The sequence below is a fragment of the Streptomyces mesophilus genome (assembly GCF_040300965.1).
Classification (GTDB): domain Bacteria; phylum Actinomycetota; class Actinomycetes; order Streptomycetales; family Streptomycetaceae; genus Streptomyces; species Streptomyces mesophilus_A.
Genome location: NZ_JBEPEW010000001.1, coordinates 96,035 through 107,506 on the forward strand (window position 1 = coordinate 96,035; position 11,472 = coordinate 107,506).

The following is an 11,472-nucleotide window of genomic DNA, read 5'->3' on the forward strand; positions in this document are numbered from 1 at the left end:
TGTCATTCGTACGCTCCCAGACGGTCGATGGCCGATTCCACGGCGTTCCACGCGGTCTGCCCGAGACCGCAGATCGAGGCGTCCTTCATGGCCGCCCCCACTTCACGAAGGAGTGCGATGTCGTTCGCCGCGGCCGCTCCGGTGCGGTCCGCGATCCGGTGCAGCGCCTCCTCCTGCCGTACGGTGCCGACGCGGCAGGGCACGCACTGGCCGCAGGACTCGTCACGGAAGAACTCGGCGATCCGGAGCAGCATCCGCGGCAGCGGCACGCTGTCGTCGAGCGCGAGCACCACGCCCGAACCGAGCGTCGTGCCCGCCGCGCGGGTGCCCTCGAACGTCAGCGGGATGTCCAGCTCGTCGGCCCGTACGAAACCGCCCGCCGCACCGCCGAGCAGCACCGCCTTCAACCGCTCGGGCGGGCCCGCGAGTTCGAGCAGATCGCCGAGGGTCGCGCCGAACGGCAGCTCGTAGATCCCCGGCCTCTCCACATTCCCGGACACGCAGAACAGCTTCGGTCCGGTCGACTTCTCGGTGCCGATCGCGGCGAACGCCTGCGCGCCCATCGTCAGGATCGGCAGCACGTTGACCAGCGTCTCGACGTTGTTCTCCACGGTCGGCTTGCCGAACAGGCCCTTCTCCACCGGGAACGGGGGCTTGGAGCGCGGCTCGCCGCGGTAGCCCTCGATGGAGTTGAAGAGCGCCGTCTCCTCCCCGCAGATGTACGCGCCCGCGCCCCGGCGTATCTCGATGTCGAAGTCGTAGCCCTGGCCCATGATGTTCTCGCCGAGCAGACCGCGCGCACGGGCCGTCTCGATGGCGTTCGTCAGACGCTCCAGGGCGCGCGGGTACTCGCCGCGCAGATAGAGGTAGCCCTGCCTGGCGCCGATCGCGTAGCCCGCGATCGTCATCGACTCGATGAGCGCGTACGGATCGCCTTCCATGATGACCCGGTCCTTGAAGGTGCCGGGCTCGGATTCGTCGGCGTTGCAGACCAGATAGTGCGGGTGGTCCGGCTGGGACGCGGTGGCCCCCCACTTGACCCCGGTGGGGAAGGCCGCGCCGCCCCGGCCGACCAGGCCCGAGTCCTTGACCTCGCGGATCACTCCCGCGGGTCCGATCGCGAAGGCCGTCCGCAGCGCCGTATAGCCGCCGTTGGAACGGTAGTCGTCGAGGTCGTACGGGTCGATGACGCCGATGTTCTTGAGCAGCACCAGTCCGTCCTGGCCGGCCTGCGGGACCGACAGTGCGGCCGCCGTCTCCTCGGGCGCCGTCTCCGGGGCGGTCGCCGCGACGATCGCCTCCTCGACGGTCGCCGGGGCGATCACGGCGGTGGCCCGCGTGACGTCGGGCGCCACCGGGTCCTCGCCGCTGAGCGCACCCAACAGCCGCATTCCGGGGCCCACTTGAGCGGAGGTGGGAGCCCCCGCCCGTATCACCAGAGCCGCCGGAGCTCGCTCGCACAGGCCCAGGCAGGGGCTCTTCTCCCAGAGGAACCCCGCCCCCGACGGTGTGCCCGCAGGACCCAGGCGCGCTTCGAGACCCGCGCACAAGGAGGCGGAGTCCCGGGAGGCGCACGCCAGGTCCGTGCACACATGAAGCACCGTCGCGGGGCGGGGCTTCATGGAGAACATGGAGTAGAACGTCGCGACCCCGTACGCCTCCGCCGGCGGGACCGTGAGCCGCCTGCAGAGATAGTCGAGCGCGCCCTCGCTGATCCATCCCACCCGGTCGTTGACCGCATGCAGCCCCGGCAACAACAGATCGCGCCGCTCCCGTGCGGCCCGTCCTCCACGTGCCCAGCGAAGGTCGGTGTCCGTACGGTCCGACGCCCCCTCCCAGGCCGACTCCGGCGGACCGAGCAGCGCGTCGATCGCTGCCCGCTCCTCATCGGTCGGCTTGCTGTCACCGAAGTGCAGATCCATGTCCTGCCTCAGCTCCTCACGGCCGCGACGGGCTCTGGCTGTTCGCTCTTGAGCTTCTCGATACGGATCGCCGAGGCCTTGAACTCGGCGGTCCCCGCGATCGGGCAATTGGCCTCGATCGTCAGCTGGTTGGTGTCCACCTCGTCGGGGAAGTGCATGGTCATGAAGGCGAGACCCGGACGAAGGGCGGGGTCGACCCAGACGGGTGCGGTGACCGTGCCGCGCCGGGACGCGACCTGCACCTCCTCGCCGACCTGGACACCGAGACGCTCGGCGTCCTCCGGGCAGAGCTCGATGTACTCGCCGCGCCTGAGCGGTGAGGCGAAACTGCCGCTCTGCACACCGGTGTTGTACGAGTCCAGGCGCCGGCCCGTCGTCAGACGGATCGGGAAGGACTCATCGGTGAGATCGACCGGCGGATCGTGGTCGACGAGACCGAACGCGGCGGGTTTTCCGCGCAGCTCCGGGTCGGTCTCCCAGAGCCTGCCGTGCAGGAAGCTCGACGGGAGCTTTTCCGTGTCCGGGCAGGGCCACTGCAGTCCGTGGTGCTCCTCGAGCCGGTCGTAGGTCATGCCGAAATGGTCGGGGGACAGGGAGCGCAGTTCGTCCCAGACGGCCTGCGAGTCGGCCCACTTCCACTCATGGCCGAGGAGACCGGCGATATCGCAGATGATCTCGATGTCCTCGCGCGCCTCGCCGGGAGGCGTGAGTGCGGCCCGTACGCGCTGAACCCGGCGCTCGCTGTTGGTCGTTGTGCCGTCCGTCTCGGCCCAGGCGGCCGTTGCGGGAAGGACCACGTCCGCCAGTTCGGCGGTCTTGGTCAGGAAGATGTCCTGGACGACGAGGTGGTCGAGGTTCTTCAGACGGCGCAGGGCCTGCTCGCTGTCGGCCTCGGACTGGGCCGGGTTCTCGCCGATGCAGTAGACGGCCTTGAGCGTGCCGTGATCCATCGCCTCGAACATGTCGGTGAGCGTCATGCCGTACTTCGGCTGGATCACCACGTCCCAGGCGGACTCGAACTTGGTGCGGTGGCCGTCGTCGAGGATGTCCTGGAAGCCGGGCAGGCGGTTGGGGATGGCGCCCATGTCGCCGCCGCCCTGCACGTTGTTCTGTCCGCGCAGCGGCTGCACGCCCGCGCCCCAGCGGCCGACGTGGCCGGTGAGCAGGGAGAGGTTGATCAACGCCCGTACGTTGTCGGTGCCGTTGTGGTGCTCGGTGATCCCGAGGGTCCAGCACAACTGGGCGCGCTCCGCGCTCGCGTAGGCGTGGGCGAGGTCCTTGATGGCGGCCGCGGGGACACCCGTCACCTTCTCGGCGAGCGAGAGCGTCCAGGGCTCGACCAGCTTCTTGTAGTCCTCGAAACCGGTGGTGGCCCGGTCGATGAACGACTGGTTGTGCAGCCCGGCCGCGATGATCTCGCGGCCCACCGCATGGGCGAGCGGGATGTCGGTGCCCACGTTGAGCCCGAGCCAGCTCTCCGCCCATTCGGCGGTCGAGGTGCGCCGGGGGTCGACGGCGTACATCCGCGCGCCGTTGCGTATCCCCTTCAGTACATGCTGGAAGAAGATCGGGTGCGCGAAGCGGGCGTTGGAGCCCCACATCAGGATGAAGTCGGTGTGCTCCACCTCCTCGTAGCTGGAGGTGCCGCCGCCCGATCCGAAGACGGCGGAGAGGCCGGCCACGCTCGGGGCGTGGCAGGTGCGGTTGCAGGAATCGACGTTGTTCGTGCCCATCACGACGCGGGTGAACTTCTGCGCCACGTAGTTCATCTCGTTGGTGGCGCGGGCGCAGGAGAGCATGGCGAAGGCATCGGGTCCGTGCTCGATCCGGCTCTGCCGGAATCCCTCCGCCGCCTTCGCCAGCGCCTCGTCCCAAGTCGCCCTGCGCAGTGGCCCGTTCTTCTCGTCACGGACCATGGGATGGGTGAGCCGGCTGTACGTCTTGGGAGTTCGGTCTCGCTTCTTCACGCTGAGCTCCTCATACACGCCCAGGGGTGTGCCCCGGGGCAAAGGCCTGTGGCTGGTGACCAGCGGGTGCGCCCTATTGCATACAGTATTCTGTCGCCCGTGTTCCAACGGAAGCCTCTTGCAAGGGGTTTGTCGATCCGTTGATCTCCGGGTGCGGATGAAGCAGGACGGGCATACGGGTGCGATACGCCGCATGCCCGTCCCGGTCGTACAGGGTCAGGCCGCGACGGCCGTGCCCTGGGCGAGGAGGTCCGAGATGGCCGCGACCGTCCGCAGCGTCGGTACCTTGACGTCGGTGAACTCGGCCAGCTCCACCACGGCCGAGAGCAGGACGTCGAGTTCCAGCGGTTTGCCCTTCTCCAAGTCCTGGAGCGTGGAGGTGCGATGGTCGCCCACGCGCTCCGCGCCCGCGATCCGGCGTTCGATGGAGATCTCCGGATGGCAGCCGAGCGCCGAGGCGACGGAGAGGGTCTCCGCCATCATCAGCTCGATCACCCCGCGGGTGGAGTCGTGCACGCACATCTCACGCATCGTCGCGCGGGTCAGGGCGCTGATCGGGTTGAACGAGATGTTCCCGAGCAGCTTGATCCAGATGTCGTTGCGCAGATCCGGTTCGACCGGGCACTTGAGGCCGCCGGCCTGCATCGCCTCGCTGAATTCGAGGCAGCGCTTGGAGACCGAGCGGTCCGGTTCGCCGATCGAGAAGCGGGTGCCTTCGATGTGGCGGACGACGCCCGGGCCCTCCAACTCGGTCGCCGCGTACACCACGCAGCCGATGGCCCGCTCCTGCGGCAGTACGGCGGTCACCGAACCGCCCGGATCCACGCTCTCGATCCGCTTGCCGTCGTGCGGCCCGCCGTGGCGGTGGAAGTACCACCACGGAATGCCGTTCTGGGCCGCGATCACGGAGGTGTGTTCCTGGAGCAGAGGCTCGACCAGCGGCCCGCACGCCGCATAGGAGTTGGCCTTCAGCCCCAGGAAGACATGGTCGACCGGGCCGATGTCCTCGGCCCGGTCCGTCGCGTGCACCTGCGCGGTCCAGTCGCCCCGCGGGCTGTGCACCTTCACGCCGTGCTGCCGCATGGCCGCCAAGTGCGGTCCACGGGCCAGGAGATGAACGTCGGCGCCGGCGCGTTGCAGCGCCGCTCCGACGTACGCGCCGATCGCACCGGCGCCGACAACTGCGACTTTCACTGTGGAGCTCTCCGTTCGGTCGAGGGAAGCCGATCTAGGGGAGCGGGGCTCGTGGCCCGGGTGGCTCCTGACCCGCACTGGGTCGGACCCGAAACTGGTTAGTGTCGACGAAATATTGTCTACAGTATGGGAACCCTCTCGACAACCCACCGCGGAGAAGCGGAAGTTGTAGGCGTTTACTTTTCAACCACTGATCGGATGTCTAGGGTGCGCACCTATGACCCCTCCGATCGCCCCACCCGGTTGGAGCCGCTGGCTCGTCCCGCCCGCCGCGCTCTCGGTGCATCTGTCCATCGGCCAGGCCTACGCATGGAGCGTCTTCAAGCCCCCACTCGAATCGGCGCTCGACCTCAGTGGCACGCAGAGTGCCCTGCCCTTCCAGCTCGGCATCGTGATGCTGGGCCTGTCCGCCGCGTTCGGCGGCACGCTCGTCGAACGCAACGGCCCGCGCTGGGCGATGACCGTCGCCCTCGTCTGCTTCTCGTCCGGCTTCCTGCTCGCCTCGCTCGGCGCCGCCACCGAGCAGTACTGGCTGATCGTCTTCGGCTACGGCTTCGTCGGAGGTGTCGGCCTGGGCATCGGCTACATCTCCCCGGTCTCCACGCTGATCAAGTGGTTCCCCGACCGGCCGGGCATGGCCACCGGCATCGCCATCATGGGCTTCGGCGGCGGCGCGCTGATCGCCTCGCCGTGGTCGGCGCAGATGATCGAGTCCTTCGGCGCGGACAGCGGCGGCATCGCGCTCGCCTTCCTGGTGCACGGCCTCACGTACGCCGTCTTCATGGCGCTCGGTGTGCTGCTCGTACGCGTCCCGAGGCCCGAGGCGACCCCGGACGGCAAGCCGCTCGCGCTCACCGGGGTCCAGGTCTCGGCGCAACAGGCCATCCGCACCCCGCAGTTCTGGTGCCTGTGGGTGGTGCTCTGCATGAACGTCACGGCGGGGATCGGGATCCTGGAGAAGGCCGCCCCGATGATCACGGATTTCTTCGCGGACACCAGCACCCCGGTCTCCGTATCGGCCGCGGCCGGTTTCGTCGCGCTGCTCTCGGCGGCGAACATGGCCGGCCGCATCGGCTGGTCCTCGACCTCGGACCTGATCGGCCGCAAGAACATCTACCGGCTCTACCTGGGCGCCGGCGCGGTGATGTACCTGCTCATCGTCGCTTTCGGCGACTCCTCCAAGCCGCTGTTCATCCTCTGCGCCCTGGTGATCCTCTCCTTCTACGGGGGCGGCTTCGCGACCATCCCCGCGTATCTGAAGGACCTGTTCGGCACCTACCAGGTCGGCGCGATCCATGGGCGTCTGCTGACCGCCTGGTCGACCGCCGGAGTCCTCGGACCACTGATCGTCAACTGGGTCGCGGACTCCGAGGAATCGGCCGGCAAGAGCGGGCCGGGCCTGTACGGCCTTTCCCTGACCATCATGATCGGGCTGCTCATCGTCGGATTCGTCGCCAATGAGCTGGTGCGTCCCGTCGACCCGCGCCACCACCACATCCCGGCACAGCGAAAGGCCTCCGATGACTCCTCCGTCGAGCAGCAGTCCGCCTGACCGGCGCGCCCTGATCGCCTTCGCCTGGCTCTGGGTCCTGATCCCGCTGGGCTACGGGATCTACGAGCTCGTACGGAAGGCCACCCAGCTCTTCACGGGCTGACGCCGGCCCACGGAAGCAGGGGTCGAGGTGCGCGAACGCGCGCCTCGACCCCTGCTTTGTGAACGGATGCGTATCCCTCTGTGACAAGGGCAACTTTTACCCACGCTGGAAATTGTGCTCGGTAGACTGTAGACGATAGCCAATGCCCATCCGTGAGGGGCGAGTTGACCGTGTGGCGGTGACGCCGCCCAGGAGGGGGTTCGTGATGTTGTCCGCTGGACTGCCGCAAGGAGCAGTACCCAAACTCGAGCGGCCGGGTCCGCTGCGTGAGCGTGTCTACGTCGCGCTGCTCGAGCTCATCACGACCAGATCGCTGCGACCGGGTCAGCACCTGGTCGAGAGCGAGCTCGCCGGGCACCTGGGTGTCTCGCGTCAGCCGGTGCGCGAGGCTTTGCAGCGCCTCAACACCGAGGGCTGGGTCGATCTGCGCCCCGCGCAGGGCGCGTTCGTGCACGAGCCCACCGAGGAGGAGGCCGACCAGCTCCTGACCGTGCGTACGCTCCTGGAAGCGGAGGCCGCACGGCTCGCGGCGGCGAACGCGGGCTCCGCCGGGATCGCCGCCCTCGAGGCGCTGTGCGAGAAGGGCGAGCAGGCCGTCGCCGACGGTGATGTGGACCTGGTCGTGGCGACCAACGCCGAGTTCCACGCCAAGGTCATGCAGCTGGCCGGCAACCTCGTGCTCTCCGAGCTGGCCGCCCGCGTCGACCAGCGGGTGCGCTGGTACTACACACCGGTCGCCCGCCAGCGCGGCAAGCAGTCATGGATCGAGCACCGCGAGCTGATCGCCGCGATCTCGGACCGCGACGAACAGCGCGCCACCCAGGTCATGCGCGCCCACACCGAGCACACCCGCCGTACGTACCACCAGCGCGAGAACGGCTGAACCCGGCTGCGTACGATGAGCGCGTGACCGCAGCCCTGTCCACGAGGAGCCGCCCCGCCGGGCGGCTCCTCGTGCTGCTGGTCCTCGCCGTACTGACCGGTGTGCTCGGCATGCACGCGCTGCCTCCCGGGGGTGCGCCGATGGCGCATCCGAAGGCGATGGCGCACGGCGGCGAGCCGGCGACCGTCGCAGGCCACGCGACCGTCGCGGGTCATGCGGCCGGCGCGGGCCGGACGACCGTCCACTGCGCGCACGGCGGCCATGGCTCGCAGCATCTGGAGCACGCGGACGGCACCTGCGCGGCGGCCGGTATCGGCTCGCCCTACGCGCCGCCCGCGCTGACCACGGCCCCGGTCGACGCGACCGCCGGATCCGAGGAGCCGACCGGTGTCTTCGCCGGGGCCGCACGCGGCCGGGCTCCGCCCGATCTGGCTGAACTGCAACTTCTGCGCATATAGGCCGTCCCGCGCGGCACCGCACTCCCTCCTGCCCGGCCCGCCCGTCTTCCGCGTGCCCGCCCGGCCTGCCCCGGAGTGCTCCGCCGCGTTCGCGTACACCCTGTATTCGCGCATCCGCACGGCCCCTCAGCGGCCGTGCGCGAAGGAGTTGCACCCCAGATGAAGAGCACACGTACCCTCATCCGCCGCACCCTGGCGGTCACCGTCGCCGGTGCCGCCGCGTTCGTCCTGGCCGCCTGTGGCGGCGAGGGCTCCACCGGTCACGGCGGCGGCCACACCTCGACGTCGCCGTCGGCCACCAAGGGCGAGCAGAACGCCGCCGACGTCGCGTTCGCGCAGGGGATGATCCCGCACCACCGCCAGGCGGTCGAGATGGCGGAGCTGGCCCCCGAGCGGGCGCAGTCGGCGGAGCTGAAGCGGCTCGCCGAAGAGATCAGGAAGGCGCAGGCCCCGGAGATCAAGACCCTGTCCGGGTGGCTCACCTCGTGGGGTGAGGACGTGCCCGCGGAGGGCGCATCCGGCCACGCGGGGCACGGCGGCACGGCGGGCATGATGACCGAACAGGAGATGACCGGGCTCGAGAACGCTTCGGGCAAGGCCTTCGACACCGCCTTCATGGAGCTGATGATCAAGCATCACGAGGGCGCCGTGGCCATGGCGAAGACCGAACAGGCCGAGGGCGCCCACGCCCCCGCCAAGAAGATGGCCGACGCGATCGTCACCTCGCAGTCCGAGGAGATCGAGCGGATGAACAAGATGCTCGGCAAGGACTGACCCCGGGCAGGTGAGGGGCGGGCGCCCAAGGGCGTCCGCCCCGCCTCCTCAAGGCCCCCGCCTCCTCAAGGCCCCCGCCTCCTCAGGCGAACGCGTCCGCGTGCTCCGACGCCCAGGTGCGGAAGGTCCGCGGTGGCCTGCCCGTGAGCTGCTCCACCGTGGGCAGCACGTGCGACTCGTCGAGCGTGCCGTCCACGTAGAAGCGGAAGAAGGCGTCCACGTACGCGGCGGGCATCTGCCCGCTCATCTCGGCACGTGCCTCGTCGTCCGGCTGCCCGACGAAGGTCAGCTTGCGGCCGAGCACGTCGCCGAGGATCTCCACCCGCTCCTCGGGCAGCAGCGACTCGGGACCGCTCAAGGCGTACGCCTTGCCTTCGTGGCCGGGAGAGGTGAGGGCGAGGGCGGCGACCGCGCCGATGTCGTACGGGTCCAGGGTCGCCTGCCGTACGTGGGCGAACGGTGCGCGGATCACGTCGCCGGCCGCCAACTGGTCCTTCCACTGAAGGGCGTTGGCGGCGAACGCGCACGGCCGGATGAACGTCCACGGCAGACCGCTCGCCTCGACCGCCTCCTCGGACTCCATCATGTAGCGGGTCACCGCGTTGGTCCGCTCCCCGCCCGGGACTGAGCTGCTGGACAGCAGCACCACCCGCTCCACTCCCGCGTCCGCGCACCTGGCGAGGGTCTCGGGGAGCCGCCGGTAGCCCGGCAGCAGGAAGATCCCCCGTACGCCGTCGAGGGCCGAGGCCACCGAGTCGGGATCGTCGAGATCGCCGGGGACGGGCAGGGCGCCGTCCGTGCGGGGCAGGCCCTTGCGGCTGAACGCCCTTACGGGCACGTCGAGTCGGCGCAGATGACGGACGACTTCCGAGCCGACATTGCCGGTGGCGCCGGTGACCAGGAACATGCGGGACCTCTCCCTGTTGCGTCGGATGACTCCACCCCAACAAGGACGCGCCGGGCTGTCCACCCCGTACCGGACCGTGGACCGGACGGCCGCCGATACGGCCGTCCCAGAGGGCCCGATCGCATCTTTGTCCTGTGCGTGGAGAAAGTTGTACTGGATTCCTGCGCAACTTCTTCCCCCTCAGGTCAACCGCTGCTACTTTCCCCTCGAAAGCCAGCGGATGCCGGAGTACGGCGGGAGGGGCGGCGTGAGACGAATGACGGCTCGACCCGCGAACGCGCACCAGGCGCGACTGCTCCGTCTGCTGCGTGACGGCGGGCCGAACTCACGGGCACAACTGGGCGACCAGGTCGACCTGTCCAGGTCGAAGCTGGCCGTCGAGGTGGACCGCCTCCTGGAGACCGGTCTGGTCGTCGCCGACGGCCTGGCCGCCTCGCGCGGCGGACGCCGCTCCCACAACATCCGGCTCGCGCCGGAACTGCGCTTCCTCGGCGTGGACATCGGCGCGACCTCCGTCGACGTGGCCGTCACCAACGCGGAACTCGAGGTGCTCGGACACGTCAATCAGCCGATGGACGTCCGTGAGGGCCCCGTCGCCGTCTTCGAGCAAGTCCTCGCCATGGCCGCCAAGTTGAAGGCCTCGGGGCTCGCGGAAGGCTTCGACGGGGCGGGCATCGGTGTCCCGGGACCGGTGCGCTTCCCCGAGGGCGTTCCGGTCGCGCCGCCGATCATGCCCGGCTGGGACGGCTTCCCCGTACGGGAGGCACTCAGCCAGGACCTCGGCTGTCCGGTCATGGTCGACAACGACGTGAACCTGATGGCCATGGGGGAGCAGCACGCGGGCGTCGCCCGCAGTGTGCACGACTTCCTCTGTATCAAGATCGGCACCGGTATCGGCTGCGGCATCGTCGTCGGCGGAGAGGTCTACCGCGGTACGACGGGCTCGGCCGGCGACATCGGTCATATCCAGGTCGAACCGGACGGCAGGCCCTGCGCCTGCGGCAACCGGGGCTGCCTGGAAGCCCACTTCAGCGGTGCCGCGCTCGCGCGGGACGCCGAGGAGGCGGCCAACTCGGGACGTTCACCCGAACTCGCGGCGCTGGTAGAGGCCGAGGGATTCGACGGCCGGCTCACCGCCGCCGACGTGGCCGCCGCGGCGGCCGCGGGTGACGCCGCCGCCCTGGAGCTGATCCGCGAGGGCGGCAACAGGACCGGGCAGGTCATCGCCGGTCTCGTCAGCTTCTTCAACCCGGGTCTCGTGGTGATCGGCGGTGGTGTGACCGGCCTCGGCCACACCCTGCTCGCCGCCATCCGCACCCAGGTCTACCGTCAGTCGCTGCCGCTCGCGACCGGCAATCTGCCCATCGTCCTGGGCGAGTTGGGGCCCACCGCCGGAGTGATCGGCGCGGCCCGGCTCATCAGCGACCACCTGTTCTCGCCGGCCTGATCCACGAGGCCGGCGCGCACCACCCGGCACGGCTGCACCACCGGTACGTACGACACCCGGTACGTCTCGTACGGCCACCGCACCGCCTGTACCCCGAGCAACACCCGCACCCGTAGAGCCGCCCCTACCCGTCGAGCGAACCACCCAGCCCCACCCCATCCGGACCCGCGCCCGGTACGACGCGCGGCTTTGCCCTGCCCGCTCACCCGGCATGGACCGCCCTTTGAGGGGATATGTCATGGCACCAGAGCAAGACCGAGCACCA

Annotated in this window: 10 protein-coding genes; 6 read left to right on the forward strand and 4 right to left on the reverse strand. The window is 69.6% G+C overall.

Going from position 1 to position 11,472, the window contains the following annotated elements:
• Window positions 1–2: 2 nt before the first annotated feature.
• The 3 genes from ABT367_RS00400 to ABT367_RS00410 form a co-directional block, all read right to left on the reverse strand.
• On the reverse strand, window positions 3–1,922 hold the full coding sequence (locus tag ABT367_RS00400) for an NAD(P)H-dependent oxidoreductase subunit E (protein ID WP_352247966.1): 1,920 nt from the start codon (window positions 1,920–1,922) through the stop codon (window positions 3–5).
• Window positions 1,923–1,930: 8 nt separating this feature from the next.
• A complete protein-coding gene (locus tag ABT367_RS00405; protein ID WP_352247968.1) occupies window positions 1,931–3,889 on the reverse strand; it encodes a molybdopterin oxidoreductase family protein in 1,959 nt (652 codons plus the stop codon).
• Window positions 3,890–4,105: 216 nt separating this feature from the next.
• The gene (locus ABT367_RS00410; protein WP_165331912.1) at window positions 4,106–5,083 is read right to left on the reverse strand and encodes a 2-dehydropantoate 2-reductase; all 978 of its coding nucleotides are present in this window, start codon (window positions 5,081–5,083) and stop codon (window positions 4,106–4,108) included.
• 217 nt (window positions 5,084–5,300) lie between these two features.
• On the opposite strand from ABT367_RS00410, the gene ABT367_RS00415 reads away from it, so the two are divergent.
• From ABT367_RS00415 to ABT367_RS00435, 5 genes are all read left to right on the forward strand, one after another.
• Window positions 5,301–6,635 carry an OFA family MFS transporter gene (locus tag ABT367_RS00415; protein WP_352247970.1) on the forward strand — a complete coding sequence of 445 codons (1,335 nt, stop codon included), beginning with the start codon at window positions 5,301–5,303 and terminating at the stop codon, window positions 6,633–6,635.
• On the forward strand, window positions 6,604–6,738 hold the full coding sequence (locus ABT367_RS00420) for an MFS transporter small subunit (RefSeq protein WP_352247972.1): 135 nt from the start codon (window positions 6,604–6,606) through the stop codon (window positions 6,736–6,738). The genes ABT367_RS00415 and ABT367_RS00420 overlap by 32 nt, the downstream gene beginning before the upstream one ends.
• Before the next feature lie 205 nt (window positions 6,739–6,943).
• Window positions 6,944–7,621 (forward strand): GntR family transcriptional regulator, encoded by a 678-nt coding sequence (locus tag ABT367_RS00425; protein WP_165331930.1) that lies wholly within the window; start codon window positions 6,944–6,946, stop codon window positions 7,619–7,621.
• A 23-nt stretch (window positions 7,622–7,644) separates the two neighbouring features.
• Window positions 7,645–8,079, forward strand: a complete 435-nt coding sequence (locus ABT367_RS00430; RefSeq protein ID WP_352247974.1) for a DUF6153 family protein — start codon at window positions 7,645–7,647, stop codon at window positions 8,077–8,079.
• Window positions 8,080–8,238: 159 nt separating this feature from the next.
• Window positions 8,239–8,853 carry a DUF305 domain-containing protein gene (locus ABT367_RS00435; RefSeq protein WP_352247976.1) on the forward strand — a complete coding sequence of 205 codons (615 nt, stop codon included), beginning with the start codon at window positions 8,239–8,241 and terminating at the stop codon, window positions 8,851–8,853.
• An 82-nt stretch (window positions 8,854–8,935) separates the two neighbouring features.
• Here the strand turns inward: ABT367_RS00435 and ABT367_RS00440 are convergent, their stop codons facing one another.
• Window positions 8,936–9,760 carry an NAD(P)H-binding protein gene (locus tag ABT367_RS00440; RefSeq protein WP_352247978.1) on the reverse strand — a complete coding sequence of 275 codons (825 nt, stop codon included), beginning with the start codon at window positions 9,758–9,760 and terminating at the stop codon, window positions 8,936–8,938.
• A gap of 256 nt (window positions 9,761–10,016) precedes the next feature.
• On the opposite strand from ABT367_RS00440, the gene ABT367_RS00445 reads away from it, so the two are divergent.
• Window positions 10,017–11,207: an ROK family transcriptional regulator gene (locus tag ABT367_RS00445; RefSeq protein ID WP_352247980.1), complete on the forward strand. Its 1,191-nt coding sequence runs from the start codon at window positions 10,017–10,019 to the stop codon at window positions 11,205–11,207.
• Window positions 11,208–11,472 lie beyond the last annotated feature (265 nt).

Bases quoted from the DNA above. Each gene is read 5' to 3' on its own strand.
- ABT367_RS00400 (WP_352247966.1), bottom strand. From the start codon at position 1,922: ATGGATCTGCACTTCGGTGACAGCAAGCCGACCGATGAGGAGCGGGCA.
- ABT367_RS00415 (WP_352247970.1), top strand. From the start codon at position 5,301: ATGACCCCTCCGATCGCCCCACCCGGTTGGAGCCGCTGGCTCGTCCCG.
- ABT367_RS00420 (WP_352247972.1), top strand. From the start codon at position 6,604: ATGACTCCTCCGTCGAGCAGCAGTCCGCCTGACCGGCGCGCCCTGATC.
- ABT367_RS00425 (WP_165331930.1), top strand. From the start codon at position 6,944: ATGTTGTCCGCTGGACTGCCGCAAGGAGCAGTACCCAAACTCGAGCGG.
- ABT367_RS00435 (WP_352247976.1), top strand. From the start codon at position 8,239: ATGAAGAGCACACGTACCCTCATCCGCCGCACCCTGGCGGTCACCGTC.
- ABT367_RS00440 (WP_352247978.1), bottom strand. From the start codon at position 9,760: ATGTTCCTGGTCACCGGCGCCACCGGCAATGTCGGCTCGGAAGTCGTC.
- ABT367_RS00445 (WP_352247980.1), top strand. From the start codon at position 10,017: ATGACGGCTCGACCCGCGAACGCGCACCAGGCGCGACTGCTCCGTCTG.